This is a genomic window from Asticcacaulis tiandongensis (assembly GCF_006475605.1).
GTDB classification, from domain to species: domain Bacteria; phylum Pseudomonadota; class Alphaproteobacteria; order Caulobacterales; family Caulobacteraceae; genus Asticcacaulis; species Asticcacaulis tiandongensis.
The window spans coordinates 697,370-716,163 of sequence record NZ_ML636837.1; the positions used below are offsets into that span (position 1 = coordinate 697,370).

General features: G+C 58.7%; 11 protein-coding genes. 5 read left to right on the plus strand and 6 right to left on the minus strand.

The genetic code is table 11. From position 1 onward, the window contains the following. Nucleotides 1-83 precede the first annotated feature (83 nt). On the minus strand, nt 84-3,629 hold the full coding sequence (locus E5201_RS03155; protein ID WP_140984539.1) for an intermembrane phospholipid transport protein YdbH family protein: 3,546 nt from the start codon (nt 3,627-3,629) through the stop codon (nt 84-86). Nucleotides 3,630-4,148: 519 nt separating this feature from the next. Here E5201_RS03155 and E5201_RS03160 point away from each other — a divergent pair. Continuing rightward, nucleotides 4,149-5,615, plus strand: coding sequence for a M23 family metallopeptidase (locus tag E5201_RS03160; protein ID WP_140984540.1), 1,467 nt, complete (start codon nt 4,149-4,151; stop codon nt 5,613-5,615). A 158-nt stretch (nt 5,616-5,773) separates the two neighbouring features. Here E5201_RS03160 and E5201_RS03165 read toward each other — a convergent pair whose 3' ends face one another. Beyond that, entirely contained in the window at nt 5,774-7,021 is a 1,248-nt protein-coding gene (locus tag E5201_RS03165) for an MFS transporter (RefSeq protein ID WP_246050366.1), read from the minus strand. Between the two features lie 91 nt (nt 7,022-7,112). Between E5201_RS03165 and dapE the strand changes: the two genes are divergently transcribed. Continuing rightward, the gene (gene dapE / locus E5201_RS03170; protein ID WP_140984542.1) at nt 7,113-8,276 is read left to right on the plus strand and encodes a succinyl-diaminopimelate desuccinylase; all 1,164 of its coding nucleotides are present in this window, start codon (nt 7,113-7,115) and stop codon (nt 8,274-8,276) included. Nucleotide 8,277: 1 nt separating this feature from the next. On the opposite strand, the gene E5201_RS14755 is transcribed toward dapE, so the two are convergent. Together E5201_RS14755 and E5201_RS03175 are read right to left on the minus strand one after the other, a co-directional pair. Beyond that, entirely contained in the window at nt 8,278-8,439 is a 162-nt protein-coding gene (locus E5201_RS14755) for a hypothetical protein (RefSeq protein ID WP_181404512.1), read from the minus strand. Between the two features lie 5 nt (nt 8,440-8,444). Next, the gene (locus E5201_RS03175) at nt 8,445-8,921 is read right to left on the minus strand and encodes a Fur family transcriptional regulator (protein ID WP_140984543.1); all 477 of its coding nucleotides are present in this window, start codon (nt 8,919-8,921) and stop codon (nt 8,445-8,447) included. 118 nt (nt 8,922-9,039) lie between these two features. Between E5201_RS03175 and E5201_RS03180 the strand changes: the two genes are divergently transcribed. From E5201_RS03180 to E5201_RS03190, 3 genes are all read left to right on the plus strand, one after another. Continuing rightward, nucleotides 9,040-11,109 (plus strand): TonB-dependent receptor, encoded by a 2,070-nt coding sequence (locus E5201_RS03180; RefSeq protein ID WP_140984544.1) that lies wholly within the window; start codon nt 9,040-9,042, stop codon nt 11,107-11,109. A 149-nt stretch (nt 11,110-11,258) separates the two neighbouring features. Then, nucleotides 11,259-12,059, plus strand: coding sequence for a SapC family protein (locus E5201_RS03185; protein ID WP_140984545.1), 801 nt, complete (start codon nt 11,259-11,261; stop codon nt 12,057-12,059). Nucleotides 12,060-12,204: 145 nt separating this feature from the next. Next, nucleotides 12,205-13,647, plus strand: a complete 1,443-nt coding sequence (locus tag E5201_RS03190; RefSeq protein WP_140984546.1) for an alkaline phosphatase — start codon at nt 12,205-12,207, stop codon at nt 13,645-13,647. A 269-nt stretch (nt 13,648-13,916) separates the two neighbouring features. Here the strand turns inward: E5201_RS03190 and carB are convergent, their stop codons facing one another. Next, nucleotides 13,917-17,213 carry a carbamoyl-phosphate synthase large subunit gene (gene carB / locus E5201_RS03195; protein ID WP_140984547.1) on the minus strand — a complete coding sequence of 1,099 codons (3,297 nt, stop codon included), beginning with the start codon at nt 17,211-17,213 and terminating at the stop codon, nt 13,917-13,919. 140 nt (nt 17,214-17,353) lie between these two features. Continuing rightward, complete coding sequence (gene carA / locus E5201_RS03200) at nt 17,354-18,529, minus strand: glutamine-hydrolyzing carbamoyl-phosphate synthase small subunit (protein WP_140984548.1); 1,176 nt, start codon at nt 18,527-18,529, stop codon at nt 17,354-17,356. Nucleotides 18,530-18,794 lie beyond the last annotated feature (265 nt).

Genomic DNA, 18,794 nt, shown 5'->3' on the forward strand with positions numbered 1-18,794 from the left:
AATATACAGCTCCGTAGCGGAAAATCGGTCAGTCAGTTGACTATATATAGGCGGTATAATCTGAACCTGACCTGAATGCGATGTCAATTTTGTGAAGCGTCGGTGTCAGAATCCAGTGTTTGTCCACTTTTGAGGCGGTCGAAGTCGGCCAGATCCTGTAGCAACTGATCTAGGTTGAGGGTCATGCCCAGATGCAGATCGACGCCGGTGCCGGACGGCAGGTCAATCGGCTTGGTGGCCCATGTGCCTCTGAGGTAGTCAATGATGCCAATACGGGCTTCTTTTTTCTCGGGCGGGTCATAATTGCCCTTAATGCGGAAATTGAAGCCCAGACGGCCGTTATCGAGCGAGGCAATGCTGGCCTCAAGGTTTTCATAAGCCAGATTTTCAAGCGCCTGATAGGCCATGTTCTCAATGGCGGTGCCTTCGACGGCCTGAACGGGCAGGTTGCCGCTTTCGGGGGTAGCGGTGGCGCTGCCGTCGGCGGAGCCTTGCAGGGCGGTGCGGCTGATGGATATGCGGCCCGGTCCGTCGCCTTTAAGCTCGCCCTTGTCAAACTGGAAGGTGCCGTCACCGGACAGGGCAAAGGGCACACGGCCCGATACTGTGCCTTCGAATTTCATGTCGCGGCCAAAATCGGTGGCCGAGATAACCTGACCGAAGTTCAGGCGCTCAAAGCGCAGGGCACCGGTAAAGCCTTTGGTGGAATCAAAAGGAACATCCATCGGGTCAAGCAGGACGTGGCCGCCCGGTGTGGTAACATCGGCGCGTTCAAGGGTGACATAGTCGCCGAAGAACTGAAGGTTTGCGTCAATATCGCTCAGGGGGATGACCGACATAAAGCGGTCGAGGCGCAGGGACTGTCCGGGATCGGAGGCGAGTGGGGCCAGAGAGGTGAAGGTCATTTCCCCCCTAAGGCCGTTGGCCTGCCCCAGCGGGCCGTTGAAATCTATGCCTTTCAGCGTCAGGATGCCGCCTGAGTCGCCACCGTCCTTGTGCCAGCCGAAATGACCTTTGAAATCAATGCTGCCGGAGACGTCACGGGTGGCGACGCCCGCCACGGCAGGGGTCAGGTCAAGCGGTTGCAGGCCGTCAGGGGTGAAGGTGAGATTGTCTGCGGTAATATCGGCGCGACCAACGCCGGTTCTGACGTCAGAGGTAATGTCGATCGTAGCGATCGGATCGGGGGCACGGGTCAGAACGGCGGAGCTATAGGGGGAGACATAGAGGCGTCCGTTCAGGGTGCGGGCGTCCTGTTCCACATTGCCCTTAATGCCGACGGGGTGGAAGCGCGGGGCCTCAAGGGCGTCTTCGGCGCGCAAGGTTTCAAGGCCGACGGTAAAGGCCAGACCGTCTGGCAGGCTGCGGGCCGTAAACCGGCCATTGCCTTCGGACAGGCGGGCCTGATAGTCTGGGGCGTCGCCCTTAAGGCCGGTAAAGGTACCCTGTGCGCGCCACTGGCCATCAGGAGTCAGGCTGACAAGCGGCGCACCGGCGCGGCAGATCCGGCCGGTAACATCAGTGAGTCTGCCGCCGATATCGGCGCGGTCGGCCCGAAGGTCGATACAGTCACCGAGGTCGATCAGCGTGCCTGAGGCGCTATAGTGGAACAGGCCGTTCATCTTAAGGTCTGCGCCATAGAGCGGGGCGAAGCTGATGCGGCTTTGGGCGTTGAAACGGCCACGGACGGCGCCATTGGCCAAAAGCGTAATGTCGGAGACCCGCGCCGTGGTTTCGGGCAGGTCACCGCCGGTCAGGCTGAGGTTCAGGGCGCCGGTGCGCTGGCTTGAAACAATGGGCCGGTTGGGCAGGGGGGTGACCAAGATGCGTCCGCCGGTGGCCGGTATCAGGCGGGCTGGCTGTTTCAGGCGCAGGTCGAAGCCCGTGTCATCTATGATCAGTTGTGCGCCCCTGGCTTCAAGGCTGAAGCGTTCAACGGCGCGCGACAGTGAAACCATCACGTCGGGGCTGTCGGGCGGTAGGGGAACGGGGGGGGCGTCCGGTGTGGCGGTGGCCAGCGCCCTTTGGTAGCTGAGGTTTGCGGCTTCGCGGCTGGCGGCCAGATCGCTGGCGCGTTTGCGGGCGGCGTCGGCAAGGCCTGTGTAACGGGCGTCAGGGCTGCGGAGGTCGGTGTCTATGCGGGCTGTGAAACCGGTTTCCGGCGCGATATGGGCCTCACCTTTGACGGTCGCATCAAGCCGGTTGAGGCTGAGGTCGTTCTGGACAAACCGGCCTGAGCGGGCGCGACCGGCAAAGTCTATATCGGTGCGCTCATCGGCATGGCCGAGGGTAAAATCATCAAAAACGATGTCTGTGTTCTGAAGGCGCAGGCTGCCCTGTGTGAAGTCACCGGCGGAGCCTTTGACAGGACCGGTGATCTGAAGGGTTGGCGCATTATCCGACAGGCGGGCCTCAAGGGATAGGTTTTCGCTGCTGAGATACAGGTCGCGGGTAGAGATATCGTCGGAATCGAGGCTTTGGGCGCGCAAGGCCACATGGCTCTGGCCTGCAAAGGCGCTGATGTTGTCGGCCAATGTGCCGTCGGCGCTTAAGTGCGCTTCAAGCTGTTTGGCCTTAAGGGCTGGGGATGTAATCCCGCCCGCCCGGACGCCAAGCGTGGCCTTAAGCGGGCCGTCAAACAAGGCGTCGGCCTTATCGCGATAGGGCAGACGCGCATCGAGGTCGGCACGAATGCTGTTCAGAACGGTGGGATCGGTTGTCTCTGAGATCAGAGACAGGGTGTCGGCGCTCAGTTCCGCCTGAATTTGCAGGGCTTCGCCGGTCTGGGCGTCGGGCACGGTGCGCAGGTGTACCTTACCGGAGGTGAGCTGGCCCTGAGCCCGTGCGCCATTCAGATCGGCGGGCTTAAGGGTGATGTCGGCGGTTTTCAGGCGTCCATTGCTTAGGTGCGCATCGCCTGTGCCGGCAAAACGGCCATAGGCGGTGTGGGCTGTGATCCTCGCATCCCTGATCAGGATGATATCGGGCGGGGCGCTCTGGGAGTCGTCAGGGCTGGTGCGCTCAAGGAACGGCTGGAGGGTGCCGAGGTGCAGGCCCTTGTCGTCATAGGTGAAGCTCAGTTCGGGGCGATTAAGGGTAATCTGTTTGATGCGCGCCAGAGGCAGGCCCGCCTTGAACAGGCTGAGCTCGTAATCAACTGAAAAGTCCTTTAGTACCAGATCAGGCTCTTCGGGCAGGCCGATAACCGCATGGCCGGTGACGCGTTTCAGGCTGAGGCGTTCGATGTGGATTTCGGCAGGTATGCCCTGACGGCCAAGCCAGCCTTCGGCCAGTTCGCGGGCAATATCCTTGCGCGCGGCGACGGCCAGAACCCCCAGGGCGGCCGTACCCAGAAGGGTGAGCATCAACCAGCCGCGGGCGCGGGATTTAGGTTTCGGACGGCGCGGCGGGGGAAGGCTGCCGCCGCCGTGACCCTCATCGGCATTGCCGTTACCGCCGTTGCCCGGCGTCGGGTCAGGTGTGGGTTTTTTGCGTGCGCCTTTCGGGCCTTTGCCGTTCGGGCTTACGGCGCGGGTAAAGGCGACCATCGGCGGCAGGCGCACAGGAAACAGCAGGTCATTATCCCTGTCTGTGGGCCTGTCTTCGGCCTGATCACCGGACAAATCCAAAGGGGGTAATCTCGTAGAGGGCACGCCTGTGCTTTCCGTGGGTTGGTACGCAGGGGTACCATGGTTAAACTATATGTCTTAAAAAAGATGATCCGGTTTACAAAGCGTGAAAAAAGTGGCGGCCAGACCCCGTCGCCGCCTTCATTCAGGGTACGGAAAAATGGGTGCATTCGTCTGCGGTGCGCCGGTTTCGATAAACGGACATCACAGGAAAATAAATTCCTTGCAAAAAAATATGCGCTTCTAAGCGCCTTATTAACCTTACAGATATAGAGATACGGGACTTTTTCGTCTCCTGAGCGTGTGAGTGGCTTAAGGGATGCGTCTAATTTTCGCCTTGTTTTGGCGTATTGAAGACTGTTAATAACTCACAGACTGGCTTTTTGTGCATATTTTTATAATATGCCGAAATGAATCACCGTATGCACTTACTTGCGGGGTGATCGGACATTTCGGGCGGTGAAGCGTTCGTAGTTCACGATCCTTTCCTTCAGGTGTGCATCTGTATGACGGGGACTGATGACTCAACTTGACCCACGCCGACAGCCTGTTCGCCTTACGCCAATGATTTTTCTGGCGGCGGCGACCCTGACTGTCGGGACGCTGTTATGGCGGGTAGTTCAGCCCATGCCCGCAACAGCGACCGAAATGGATCCGGCAGCCATTCTGGCGCTTGAGACCCGTGCCCTTACCGAAGCGGCGTCGCGTCCCGGTTTCGCGCAGCCGGTCAATGTGCCGGTGATCGTGCGCGCCGGTGAAAGTCTGGCGCAGGCCGTGGCCCGTACAGGCGTTTCCAATTCAGAGGCTCAGGCCGCTGTCAATCTGTTGTCTCAGGCGTTTGACGTCGTCAATATCAACAAGGGCATGAGCTTTCAGGCCGCAATCGCCAAGCCTCAGGAAGGTTCACGCGAGACGGCACAGCTTTTGGGGCTGACGCTCAGAACCGGCCCGGCCAAGCAGCTTACCCTGACCACAAGTCATGACGGCGCCATGCGACTCAGGGCGCTTGAGGAGTCCGTGCGCGATGAGCGCCGCGTGGCCATTGGCACGATTGACGGGTCATTGTTTACCTCAGCCGCCGCCCTTGGAGCGCCTCCGGGCCTGACGGGCGAGGTCGTGAAACTGTTCGCTCACAAGCTCGATTTCGAACGTGACATCAAGGCCGGTGATACGTTTAAACTGGTGTTCGACCGCAAGGTGACCGAAAGCGGTCGCGTAGTGGAAACCGGTAATCTGCTCTATGCCGAAATCGCCGCCAAGGGTAATGTCACCCGTTTCTATGCCTTCCAGCGTAAGGGCGACAAGGAGCATCAGTTTTTTGACGAGACCGGCAAGAATATCAAGGGCTTCCTGCTGGCGACGCCGGTAGCGGCTCCGCGCCAGACCTCAGGCTATGGCATGCGGACCCACCCGATTCAGGGCTTCCGCAAGATGCATACCGGTGTTGATTTTGGTGCGCCTACGGGGACGCCGGTCTATGCCGCCGGTGACGGTGTTGTGGCCGATGCCAAGTGGTGGGGCGGCTATGGCCGCTGGGTGCGTGTAACCCATACCAAGGAATGGCAGACCGGCTATGCCCACCTGTCGCGTATTGCTGTAAAACCCGGGCAGCGTGTCAAGCAGGGTGAACTGATTGGTTATGTCGGCTCAACGGGCAATTCGACCGGCCCGCACCTGCATTTCGAAGTGTGGCACAAGAACCGTCCGATCAATCCGCGTGACGCCAAGGTGCCGCAGGGCACGATTCTGGCGGGCAATGATCTGGTGACCTTCAAGGCGCGCAAGCATGAGATCGACTCCATGATTGCCATGGCCGACACCAAGCGCACCCAGGACAACCAGTTGTCTCAGACGCTGGCCATGAAGGCCTCACCCTATCAGTACGAAAGCGGTGAAAACGCCAATAAGCTTGTGGCCAAGTCCGAGCGTACGCAACGTAATGTGGCCTTGAAGCCGGCTTTGTCCTCCACACGTGGCAGCCAATAACCTCATATTGAAAGTCCTTCGGCCGGTGGCCTCAGTGTACTTTCAATATGTATCAAAGCGGTCGGATAAAACCTCGGGGCGGCCCGTTGGTTTTATCCGGCTTTTTTTGTTTAAAGATGGGCCCGCCACTCTGACCCATCAGAGATGAGGATAACGGCCTATTCCAGTCGGTCGGCCTTATAGAGGGTCGGGAAGAGTTTGACCCACGCGCCGGTGGCGAGCAGGGCACCAGCCCCGCCAAACAGAGCGGCGGCTACGGGGCCTAACAGGCGGGCAATCAGGCCGGTTTCAAAATCACCGAGTTCATTAGAGGCACCGATAAACAGATAGGACACGGAGCCTACGCGGCCGCGCATGGCATCAGGGGTGACAATCTGCACCAGCGTGCCGCGCACATAGACGCTGATCATGTCAGAGGCCCCGAGCACGGCCAGCGCCGCCACGGACAGAAAGATATTGGTCGAGAGGCCAAACAGGATGGTCATCAGGCCGAATACGGCGACGCCACCATACATCCATTTACCGGCATTGTGGCGCAGGGGGTATCGCGACAGATAAAAGGCCACCAGCACCGCCCCTATGGCCGGTGCGGCGCGTAAGGCGCCATAACCTATCGGGCCTGCGTGGAGGATGTCTTTGGCAAAGACCGGCATCAGGGCCGTGACGCTGCCGAGCAGGACGGCAGCGAGGTCAAGCGATAGCGCGCCGAGAACGATCTTATTGGTCCAGACATAGACCAGACCTTCCCTGACCATGGCGATTTTTGAGCCGGTCTGGGGTTCGGGTTTTGTGTTGGCCTTCATGGTGATGATCATCACGCCAGCGATGACAAAAAGAACGGCGCTGACGCCATAGGCAAAGACGGTGGAAATGGCCACAAGACCGCCCCCTATGGCCGGGCCGGCTATGGAGCCGATCTGCATGGCCATGGAGTTTGAGGCAATGGCATTGGGCAGAAGGCGGCGCGGCACAATCATCGGGGCAATGGCCGAGGTGGCGGGCGCAATCAGCGAGCGCGTGGCCCCCAAAACCGAGGCCAGGGCGATCAGGCCCCAGATCGGCGGATGATCCATCAGCGACAGACCGAGATAGCCTGCGGCAATCAGGGCCTGAGCGACAATGGTGTAGCCCATGATTTTTTTGCGGTCATGGCGATCAGCCAGAATGCCTGCGGGCAGGGTCAGGCAGAACATCGAGATGAACTGCGCCAGTCCCATGATGCCGACATAGAGAGCGGCTTCGGCAATGGAGGAATCGCGGCGCGCGATCTCATAGATCTGCCAGGCGATGACAGCGCTCTGGGAGGAGAAACCAAGCACGGCCGCCAGCCTGCCGATCCAGAAATTCCGGTAGGCGGGGATGGAAAAGGGCCCTTTTGGCTCAGGTTCGGGAGCAGGATCGGTCACGATGTTAAATCCGCAAAAACACACACACGGAGGGAGTGGCTCAATACAAAAGCCTTTGCATTCAGGTCGCCCTCGTCTTACACCACAGCGCATGACGAATACACAAAAACCTTCTGTAACAGAGCTTGATCCGGTTTCGCTGACGCAGAGCCTGATTAATCATGCGTCGGTGACGCCTGCCGATGCCGGTGCCATGGACAAGGTGCAGCGTACGCTTGAGGCGCTCGGGTTCCGCTGTCAGCGCCTGAGGTTCGGTGAGATCGAAAACCTCTATGCGCGGCGCGGTGAGGTCTCGCCCAATCTCTGTTTTGCCGGTCATACGGATGTCGTGCCCGAAGGCGCGTTAGAGGGCTGGCGCTCCGATCCGTTTGCGGCGGCGGTCGAAAACGGTGTGCTGACCGGGCGCGGGGCAGTCGATATGAAGGGCGGGATTGCCGCGTGGATTGCCGCTGTGTCGCGCATCGGTGAGGTGGCGGGGTCGCTATCGTTCCTGATTACCGGCGATGAGGAAGGCGAGGCGCTTGATGGCACTAAAAAGGTCGTTGAGTGGTTGCAGGAAACCGGTGAGGTGATCGATCACTGTATTGTGGGTGAACCAACCTCAAGTGCCGTTTTGGGCGATATGATCAAGGTCGGCCGTCGCGGCTCGATCAATGCGACGATTACGGTGACCGGCAAGCAGGGCCATGTCGCCTATCCGCAGCGGGCGCTTAATCCCGTGCCGGTGCTGGTGGATATCATGGCCGAGTTGAAAGCTCGCGTGCTGGATGATGGCTATGAGCGGTTTTTACCGTCAAACCTTGAGATCACCACCTTTGATGTCGCTAATCCGACGACCAATCTGATCCCGCAGGCGGCTTCGGGGCGGATCAATATTCGCTTTAATCCGGCCCATTCGGGCGCGGCCTTACAGGCGTGGATTGAAGGGGTGGCGGCGAAGGCGGCTGAAGGCTCAGGGGCGAAGGTTGAGGTGAAAGCGGCGATTTCCGGTGAGGCGTTCCTGACCGAAGGCGGGGCCTTTGTTGACCTTATTCAGGATGCGATCCGCGAGCAGTTGGGGGTTGAGGCCGATCCGTCAACGACCGGTGGCACGTCGGATGCGCGGTTCATTCGCGCCCTGTGTCCGGTGGTGGAGTTTGGGCTGGTGGGGCAGACCATGCACCAGGTCAATGAAGCGACACCGGTGAAGGATTTGTATGATCTGGCAGATGCCTATCAGCGGCTGATCGGGCTTTATTTTGAGCGGATGGCCTGAGTTATTTTTGATGGCGCAGACGTGAAACAGGAATGGCGACCCAGTCGGCCTCCTGCCCCCACGCCTCACCCAGAAACGTATTAACGTCTGCGCCCAGTAATTCGCCCTGACCGGCGAAAAACAGCACGCGATGCGCCCCAATGGTTTCAGTAATGTTTTCCATTGGCTTTAGCGGCAGGCCTTGCAGCGGCCCTTGGCTTCGATGGTGACGCGTTCGACCTTGAAGTCGCTTTCGAGGGCTTTTTGCGTGATGCCGCTCAGGTTTAAGGCCACTTCCTCGCTCTTGCCGCAACATTCGCAGAGCAAAAAAGCCGCTGAATGGGATTCGGTGTGGTCGTGGCAGGCGACAAAGGCGTTGAGGCTTTCGATGCGGTGGATCAGGCCCATCTGCTCAAGAAAGCTCAAAGACCGGTAGACGGTCGGCGGCTTGGCCGCGCCTTCGGGGTGAAAGCGGTCGATCAGGTCATAGGCCTTGATGGGGCCATTGTGCGCCAACACCAGCTCAAGGGTGCGCAGGCGTGGCGCGGTCATGCGCTCACCGGCGGCGAGGCACAGGGCCTGTGCTTCGGCAAGGCGCGCCTCAATGCCGTTGCTGTCAAGGGCATGGTCGTGATGATGATCGTGATCGCAGGCGGCGTGAGTCATGGTCGTAATGTAGTGTCGGACAACGCGAAGTGCAATCGTAAAGGGTTTTCAGGCTTGACTTGAATTATGTTATTACATAACGGGAGTAGATTGTGCGTCTGTGACTCCGGAGTTTCCCATGTCTCGTCTGTCGTCTTGTCTGTTCTGCTCGTTTCTGGCGCTTGGGGCCAGTGTGCCGGTTCTGGTTATGGCGGGAGGGGCTTTGGCGCAGACAGTGGCTGAGGATGAGGTCACCGAGATTATCGTCACCGGCACGGCCTATGGCGTTTCCAAACATGCCCTGACCAGCAATGTCGATGTACTGACGCGCAATCATTTGAGCGAAAAACCGGCGCAGGGGCTGGGGGATCTGCTGGCTGGTTTGCCGGGGGTGCGGTCATCGAATTTTGCGCCCGGTGCCAGCCGTCCGGTTATTCGTGGTCTGGATGGGTTTCGCGTGCTGGTGCTGAATAATGGCATGGGGTCGGTCGATGCCTCGGCCATGTCGCCGGATCACGCGGTCGGTACCGATCCGCTTGAGGCGCAGCGTATTGAGGTGCTCAGGGGGCCGTCGGCGCTGATCTATGGCGGCAATGCCATTGGCGGCGTCGTCAATATTATCGACGACCGGATTGCCACGACGCCCGTCAAAAACGGCGTTGAAGGCCGCGCCACGGCACAGGTATCGAGCGGCAATAACGGCAAGCAGTTAGGGATCAATGCGAAGATCGGTGACGGGCCGGTGGTGGTGACCTTTGATGTGCTGCGCCGAAAAAGTGATGACTATGAAACCCCGGTCGGGCCGGAGTCGCGCTATCTGACTGATCTGGAGGGCGAAGAACCGGACAGCGCCCGCCGTCAGGGCAATTCGGGCGTTGATCTGAAAAACTACGGGGCCGGGATTTCCTTTGTCGGTGCATCCGGCTTTGTCGGGCTGGCGGTTAAAAAAACTGATAGCCGCTATGGCGTGCCGGGCCATGTGCATGCCCATGAGGAGGACGCACATGATCACGACCACGACCACGACCATGAGGAACACGGCGACGAGGGTGTGACCATTGGGCTGAAGCAGACCCGCTATGATGTGCGTTCCGGACTGGATGTCGCCTTTGCCGGTTTCAACCGCATTGAGGTTGATGCGGGCTATACCGATTATCAGCACACGGAATATGAAGGTCATGAGGTCGGTACACAGTTCTTCTCGGAAGGCTATGAGGTGCGGGCCAATCTGATCCGCCGCCAGATGGGGGCTTTGAGCGGGGCGGTGGGCTTAAGTCTGTCTGAACGCGATTTCGAGGCGCAGGGCGATGAGGCCTTTGTGCCGTCAAGCACGACGAAGGATGCCGGTATCTATGGGCAGTTCCGCTGGGATCGTGAGGTCTGGGGGCTTGAGGGCGGGGTGCGGGTCGATCGCAAGACGGTCAGCGCGACAGGCTTTTCACGCGATTTCGATAATCTGTCGGTGTCGGCGGGCAGTTTCTGGCGTCCCAATGACCATGCGTTTTTTGGCCTGAGCCTGACGCGGTCTGAGCGCGCGCCTTCGGATGTGGAACTGCTGGCCAACGGGCCCCATGTCGGCACAGGTGCCTATGAGGTGGGCGACGTGACGCTGAACAGCGAGGTCGGCACCAGCCTTGAGCTAACCGGTCACTGGACGGCGGATGAGCACACGGCCTTCACCATCGATGCGCATATTTTCGCCAGCCGCTTTGAGGACTATATCGATCTGCGCCCGACCGGTGCGGAAGAAGACCATCTGCCGGTCTATCAGTTTGTTCAGACCGATGCCGATTTCCACGGCTTTGAGCTGGAGGTCGGGCGTGACCTGTGGAGCCGTGGTGCGCAGTCCTTACGGTTTGAAGCCACCTATGACTATGTGCGCGGCAAGAGCGACCTGGGCAATGTGGCGCGGATATCGCCGTCTGCACTAACAGGGCGGCTGGAGTATGAAGGGGTTAAGTGGCGCAGTCAGGTTGAGGTGCGCCACGTGCGCGATGCCGACAAGAATCTGGCGGAATTTGAGACCGCGACCGAGGGCTATACGCTGGTCAACCTGTTTGCGGCCTATCATATCGCGCCGTCCGTGTCGCTGTTTGGCGAGGTGCGCAATATCGGCGATGTCGAGATTCGCGAGCATGTGTCTGTGCAGAAGCATCGCGTGGTCGGGGCCGGGCGCAGCCTGCGTACGGGACTGGTGTACCGATTCTGATTACAGGGGGCCGGATGCTCCTCTGCCCCCTGTCTAAGTCACGGCAGGGTGTATGGCGGCGGAATATCAGACAATATCTTGCGTAAGGGCCTAAGCTTGCGCTAGAAGCGATGTTCCTTAGTTTCACACATTAACGATAAAGAGCGATTATGGTTGACCAAGCGCCTCAGGATCAGAACCTGCTGACAGGGAATGTACTGTTTTATAAAAACCCCGAGCCTCTGAGCCTCGAAGCGCACGGTGCGCTTGGCATCAGTGCTTCGACGACGCCGCATGCCTTTGTGGCGGAAACCAATGTAGTGCCTTTGACGGTTGCGGAATTCCCGGCCGCTTCTTTGAGCTATCCGATCGTGTTCATCGGTGACACCCGTATGCCCGTAGCGGCCATGGGGCTGGCCAGCGGTCAGAACATGTTTGTGTCGCCTGAAGGTGTGTTCCGTCCGGACGCCTATCTGCCGGCGTTTGCGCGTCGTTATCCCTTCGTTTTTGCTAACGACGATCAGGATCAGCGCATGATCCTGTGTGTCGATACGCAAGCTTCGGTGATCACCGCCACTAACCCTGACGTGCCTTTCTTTGAAGGTGGCAAGCCGACAGCTTTTGTCGATAACGCCATGCAGTTCTGCACGGACTTTGAAAACGAGCGCCGCCGCACCGAGTCTTTCGTCAATCTGCTGAAAGAACTTGATCTGCTGGCCCCGCGCGAAACCCTGTACCGCCCGAACAACCCCGATGGGACGCAAGGTGAGCCGCAAAAGATCGCCGAATATTTCGCGGTTGATGAAGCCAAGCTCAACGCCCTTTCGGGTGAAAAGCTGGTGGAACTGCGTGACAATGGCGCTTTGATGCATATCTATGCGCACCTGACCTCGCTTCTGTCGTGGGACAAGCTGATTGCCCTGACGATCGAGCGTAACAATCAGGCACCGGCTCCGGCCAACGTCAACTAAGCCGTTTGGTCTGACGATAATCTCAAAGCCCCGAAGGTGACTTCGGGGCTTTTTGTTTGCGCATTTCAGGCTTTGTCATCAAACTGTTGCGCGGCGGGATTACTCGGCGGGTATGTTTGGCGTTATTGCCGTGAAAGGATAGCGAATGCGTATTTTCACTCCTATGGTGGTTGGTTTAGCGCTGGGGGCCCTGACGGTCACCGGTGCCATGGCACAGGAAACGCCTAAGCGGGCGAAGAACGTCATTGTCATGATTTCCGACGGGGCCAGCCCGAACACCTGGGACGCGGCCAGCTTTTACAGGTTTGGCGGACGTGGAAAGGAAGCCTACGACAAGTTTGATGTAAAGCTCTATGCTTCAACCCATCCGCTGAATACATCGGGTACGCCGACCCTTAGTAATGAAGGCGCTGTGACCTTTGATCCTGAGCGTATCTGGGATGATGCGAAAAGTGACAGCGTCTACAAAGGCGGCACGGTTGGTGATTTTAAAGGCTTTTTCACCGGCTATGACTATGCGCGCACTAATGTCACCGACTCGGCAGCCGCAGCGACCGCTTTGGCGTCAGGCCATAAGACCTATAACAGCGCCATTAACTGGTCGAACAATGACCAGAAGCTGAAGCACATCGGGGAATATACGGTCGAAAGCGGTCGGGCTTTGGGCGTTATTTCTTCGGTTCAGATAAGCCATGCGACCCCTGCCGGTTTTCTGGCGCACAATATCAACCGGAATAACTATGCCGAAATCGGGCGGGAGATTGTTACCTCCGGTCTGGCGACGGTGGTCATGGGGGCGGGGCATCCGTACTTTGACAGCGATGGCAAGCCGGTAGCCGAACCAGCTGAGGCGGCGTTTCGTTATGTCGGCGGTAAGGACGTCTGGGGTGACCTCAAGGCCGGAAAAACGCCTTACAAGCTGATTGAAACCAAGGCTGATTTTGAGGCTCTGGCTGACGGGAAGCTTGATTTTAAGGGCAAGTCGAAAATCCTTGGGACGGTGCAGAACAATGCCACGCTGCAATATTCGCGTTCGGGCCTGACAGCGGGTGACAAGCTTGAGAACCAGCCTGATCTGGCGACCATGACACGCGGGGCGCTCAATGTATTGTCTAAGGACGAGGACGGCTTCTTCCTGATGGTCGAAGGCGGGGCCGTGGACTGGGCGGCGCATGCCAATAATCTGCCGCGTCTGGTGGAGGAGCAGGTTGACTTCAATCTGGCGGTCGAAGCGGCGGTGAAATGGGTCGAGGCCAACAGTTCGTGGGATGAGACCCTGATCATTGTTACCACCGATCATGGCAACGGCCTGCTGCTGGGGCCGGATTCGGGCGACAAGGCCCATTCGCCTATCATCAGTCAGGGACGGGGTAGTTTGCCGCTGGTGCGCTGGCATACGGATAACCATACGCGGGAACTGGTGCCACTGTTCGCCAAGGGCGCGGGGTCGGATTACTTCCTGAAAGTGGCGAAGAAGCATGATGGTCTGGCGCGCTATGATGTGCCGGAAACAAGCTGGTATTATGTCGATAATACGGATGTGTTCCGTGCGGCGGCCAATGCCTTTGGTATTGAGGTGGCTAAGTAATCAGGGGGTTACCCCTCGTCCCGGCCCTCTACCCGGAAAGGAGAGGGAGGATAAAAAAAGCGGAGACACAGGGAATGTGTCTCCGCTTTTTATCTAAATGCCCCCTCCGTCAGCGACTTCGCGCTGACACCTCCCCCGTAAACAGGGGAGGATGTAAGGGGATGGACGATGTTTCACACCTCAGGGCTGATGGGTGCAGGGCCTGAGGCCCTGCTTTTATCCTGTCGCGCATCTTACCCGAAAACCGGTTTCCACTTTTCGGGATGCGCTTAGGCGTATTCCTGAATGGAACGGACATCCAGTTCACCGTTGGCCGTAGCGGCAATGGCGCGGGCGGCGGCGAGCGCGCCATTGGCTGTGGTGTAGTAGGGAATCTTCATCATCAGGGTCGTGCGGCGGATCGAGAAGGAATCAAGCAGGGCCTGCTTACCTTCGGTGGTGTTGAACACCAGAGCGATGTCGCCGTTTTTGATGGCATCCAGAATGTTCGGACGGCCCTCAAGTACCTTTTTGATGCGTTCTACCTTAAGGCCGTTTTCCGCCAGATAGTCCGCCGTGCCACCGGTGGCGACGATCTCAAAGCCGAGACCGGTCAGGGTCTTGGCGGCTTCGAGGATGACCGGCTTGTCCTGATCCTTGACCGAGACAAACACCTTGCCTTTGGTCGGCAGCTTGACGCTTGAGCCTAACTGCGCCTTGGCGAAGGCACGGGCAAAGGCGTCGAGAATGGTTTCGCCTTCACGCACCCAGTCAAGACCCATCACCTCACCGGTCGAACGCATCTCAGGGCCAAGCACCGTATCGACATTGGCGAAGCGGGCGAACGGGAAGACGGCTTCCTTCACGGCCACGTGGTTGTAGTCGCGTGGTGTCAGACCAAAACCGGCCAGAGGCTCATTGGCCATGACCTTGGCAGCGATACCAGCCAGAGGCTGACCGAGCGTCTTGGCGACAAACGGCACGGTACGCGAGGCGCGCGGGTTGACTTCGAGGACGAAGATTTCCGGGTTGGTGTAGGGGTTCAGGATAGCGAACTGAACGTTCATCAGACCTTTGACGTTCAGGGCGCGGGCCAGTTCAACGGTCTGACGCTCAAGCTCCTTGACGGTTTCAGGCTTAAGCGAGAAGGGCGGCAGAGAACAGGCGGAGTCGCCCGAGTGCACACCGGCTTCTTCGATATGTTCCATGATGCCCGCAACAAACACGTCACCGGAACCGTCGGCCAGCGCATCGGCATCGACTTCGATGGCCGCGCTGAGATACTGATCGATCAGGACGGGGGAGTCGCCCGATACCTGAACCGCTTCACGCACATAGCGGGTCAGTTGCTCGTCGTCGCGAATGATTTCCATCGCACGGCCACCCAGCACATAGGACGGGCGGATAACGATCGGATAGCCAACCTTATGGGCCGCGGCGAAGGCTTCTTCGGGGGTGCGGGCAATGGCGTTGACCGGCTGTTTCAGGTTGATCTGTTGCAGCAGTTGCTGGAAGCGTTCGCGGTCTTCGGCCAGATCGATAGCGTCTGGTGAGGTGCCGAGGATGGGGATGCCTTCGTCCTCAAGCGCCTGCGCCAGTTTCAGAGGCGTCTGGCCACCAAACTGAACAACAACACCGGCCAGTTCGCCGGAGGATTGTTCAACGGCGATCAGTTCCAGCACGTCTTCGGCGGTCAGGGGCTCGAAGTACAGGCGGTCAGAGGTGTCATAGTCAGTCGAAACCGTCTCGGGGTTACAGTTGACCATGATGGCTTCGATGCCGAGTTGCTTATAGGCAAAGGCGGCATGACAGCAGCAGTAGTCGAACTCGATGCCCTGACCAATACGGTTGGGGCCGCCCCCCAGGATGATCGCCTTCTTGCGGTCGGACGGCTGAGCTTCGCACTCAGGTGTTTGGCCGAGCGCACCGGTTTCGTAGGTCGAATACATATAGGCCGTCGAGGACGCAAATTCGGCGGCGCAGGTATCGATGCGCTTGAAGACCGGACGCACGTTCAGGCCGCGACGGTGGGCGCGAACGTCTTTCTCGCTCTGGCCCGTCAGCTTGGCCAGACGCACATCCGAGAAGCCGAGACCTTTGAGGCGGCGCATGTCGGCGGCGTCCTTAGGCAGGCCGAGCGCGCCGATTTTGGCTTCTTCAGCGACGATGGTTTCAATCTGGCGCAGGAACCACGGCTCATACAGGCAGGCGGCCTGAATGTCTTCGACCGATAGGCCGTGACGAAAGGCCTGAGCAATGACGCGCAGGCGGTCAGGCGTCGGGCGACCGAGTTCGCGGATGACGGCTTCCTTGACGGCTTGCTTGTCCTGAGCATCGGCACCGGGGATGGCGACCTCATCAAAGCCTGACAGGCCGGTTTCCAGACCGCGCAGGGCCTTTTGTACCGATTCAGCAAAGGTACGGCCAATGGCCATGACCTCACCGACCGACTTCATGGAGGTGCCGAGCAGTGGCTCAGAGCCGGGGTATTTCTCAAAGGCAAAACGCGGGATCTTGGTGACCACATAGTCGATTGACGGCTCAAAGGAGGCCGGTGTCACCTTGGTAATGTCGTTTTGCAATTCATCAAGCGTAAAGCCGACGGCCAGCTTGGCGGCGATCTTAGCGATGGGGAAGCCGGTAGCCTTGGAGGCCAGAGCGGAAGAGCGCGATACGCGCGGGTTCATCTCGATGACGATCATGCGGCCATCGGCAGGGTTAAGCGCGAACTGTACGTTCGAGCCGCCGGTTTCAACGCCGATTTCACGCAGCACCGCCAGCGAGGCCGAACGCATGATCTGATATTCCTTGTCGGTCAGGGTCAGGGCAGGGGCGACGGTGATCGAATCGCCGGTATGCACGCCCATCGGATCGACGTTTTCAATCGAACAGACGATAATGCAGTTGTCCGCCTTGTCGCGGACGACTTCCATTTCGTATTCTTTCCAGCCGACGATGGATTCTTCGATCAGGACTTCGGTGGTCGGCGACAGATCAAGGCCGCGCTCGACGATTTCCTTGAACTCTTCCTGATTGTAGGCAATGCCGCCGCCGGTACCGGCCAGCGTAAAGGACGGGCGGATAACCGCCGGCAGGCCACCAATGAATTTCAGAGCTTCGACCGCTTCGTCCCAGGTGTGGGCGACGGCGGATTTGGCCGATTCGAGGCCCAGCTTGTCCATGGCTTCGCGGAACTTCTGGCGGTCCTCGGCCTTGTCGATGACCTCGGCCTTGGCGCCGATCATTTCGACATTGTATTTTTTGAGGATGCCCGCCTCATCGAGCGCCAGCGCCGTATTCAGCGCCGTCTGGCCACCCATGGTCGGCAGGAGCGCGTCGGGGCGTTCCTTGGCAATGATCTTTTCAACGAACTCAGGGGTGATCGGTTCGATATAGGTCGCATCGGCCACGTCCGGATCGGTCATGATCGTCGCCGGGTTCGAATTGACCAGAATGATGCGGTAGCCTTCTTCGCGCAAAGCCTTACAGGCCTGAACGCCGGAATAGTCGAACTCACAGGCCTGACCGATAACAATAGGCCCTGCACCGATAATGAGGATGGACTTAATGTCTGTACGTTTGGGCATGGTCGGTCTTTCGTCTTAATCGGTGCGTACACAAGCTTGCACAAAGAGCGGGCAGTAAAACTTACTGTCCGGTGCGGCTATTTTTGTTTTCAGGCTAAGGGGGTGCTTTAGAGCCTTGGGGACGCTAAAGCAACCTCTAATTAGGCGGGAACCCGTGCTTTACGGATGTTGTCGGCGAAGCGTTCAAACAGGTAAAGGGAGTCGATCGGGCCGGGGGAGGCTTCGGGGTGGTGCTGCACCGAAAATACCGGTGCATTGGCCAGTGCGATGCCGCAGTTGGTGCCGTCAAACAGGGACACGTGCGTTTCGACTACGCCCTCAGGCAGCGAGTCGCGGTCAACGGCAAAGCCGTGGTTCATCGACACGATCTCGACCTTTGAGGTGGTGATGTCCTTTACGGGGTGGTTGGCGCCGTGGTGGCCCTGTTCCATCTTGAGGGTTTTGGCACCTAAGGCCAGCGCCAGAAGCTGGTGACCGAGGCAGATGCCAAATACCGGCACGCCGGAAGCCACGATCTTCTTGATTTCAGGCACGGCATATTCACCGGTCGCCGCCGGATCGCCGGGGCCGTTCGACAGAAGCACGCCATCGGGTTTCAAAGCCAGAATGTCTTCGGCGGAGGTTTTGGCGGGCACGATCTTTATTCTGGCACCGACATCATTGAGGGCGCGCAGGATGTTTTGCTTTACACCGTAATCGATGACGACCACGTTGAAGTCGCCGCCGTCATTGGATTTGAAGCCTTCGGCCCACGTCCATTGCTTGGTGGTGTAGGCAGCGGATTCAGCAACTGTGGCGTCCTTGGCCAGATCAAGGCCGACCAAGCCTGCCCAGTCAGCGGCTTTTTTCTGTAAGGCCGGAATGTCGAACTTACCTTCGGGGTCGTGGGCAATAACGCCATGCGGCATGCCTTTTTCACGGATGCGACGTGTCAGAGCGCGGGTGTCTATGCCCGACAAGGCGACAATGCCGCGTGACACCAGCCACTCATTGAAGGACAGTTCCGAACGCCAGTTGGCAGGCGGGGTCGGGGCGTCGCGGAAGATTGCACCCTTGGCGGCGTTTTTCGGATCGCTGCCCAGTTGTTCGACGTCTTCGGCATTGACGCCGACATTGCCGACATGCGGGAAGGTGAAGGTCACAATCTGATCCATATAGGACGGGTCGGTCAGGATTTCCTGATAACCGGTCATGGCGGTGTTGAAGCAGACTTCGCCGAGCGTGTCGCCGACAGCGCCTGCGCCGAAACCCTGATAGACCGTACCATCGGCCAGAACCAGAACGCCGGTTACACCTTTTAACAGTTCAACGGACATGGGGGTTCACTCTCCTTGGGGGCGCATATGGGGCAGATTGCAGATAAACGGCGGGACTCATAGGGATAATGCCCCGCGCGGTCAACGTGATTCCGTTCACGAAATACACAGTATTATTAGCACGTATCACTTCGGGGGTCTGTGGGGGACAGAGGCGCGAAAAAGAAGAAAAGCGCAAGGGGAAAGATGGAGGAGATAAAAAAGCAGGATGCCCCACTCTCCCTCCCGAGGCAGATCAGAGTTGAGAGTCACCTTTTGTCCCCTC

What these genes read in the sequence shown, in the direction of transcription:
- E5201_RS14755 (WP_181404512.1), bottom strand. Translation starts at nt 8,439, where the DNA reads ATGGAAAACATTACTGAAACCATTGGGGCGCATCGCGTGCTGTTTTTC.
- carA (WP_140984548.1), bottom strand. Translation starts at nt 18,529, where the DNA reads ATGTCCGTTGAACTGTTAAAAGGTGTAACCGGCGTTCTGGTTCTGGCC.
- dapE (WP_140984542.1), top strand. Translation starts at nt 7,113, where the DNA reads ATGACGAATACACAAAAACCTTCTGTAACAGAGCTTGATCCGGTTTCG.
- carB (WP_140984547.1), bottom strand. Translation starts at nt 17,213, where the DNA reads ATGCCCAAACGTACAGACATTAAGTCCATCCTCATTATCGGTGCAGGG.
- E5201_RS03180 (WP_140984544.1), top strand. Translation starts at nt 9,040, where the DNA reads ATGTCTCGTCTGTCGTCTTGTCTGTTCTGCTCGTTTCTGGCGCTTGGG.
- E5201_RS03190 (WP_140984546.1), top strand. Translation starts at nt 12,205, where the DNA reads ATGCGTATTTTCACTCCTATGGTGGTTGGTTTAGCGCTGGGGGCCCTG.
- E5201_RS03185 (WP_140984545.1), top strand. Translation starts at nt 11,259, where the DNA reads ATGGTTGACCAAGCGCCTCAGGATCAGAACCTGCTGACAGGGAATGTA.
- E5201_RS03175 (WP_140984543.1), bottom strand. Translation starts at nt 8,921, where the DNA reads ATGACTCACGCCGCCTGCGATCACGATCATCATCACGACCATGCCCTT.
- E5201_RS03160 (WP_140984540.1), top strand. Translation starts at nt 4,149, where the DNA reads ATGACTCAACTTGACCCACGCCGACAGCCTGTTCGCCTTACGCCAATG.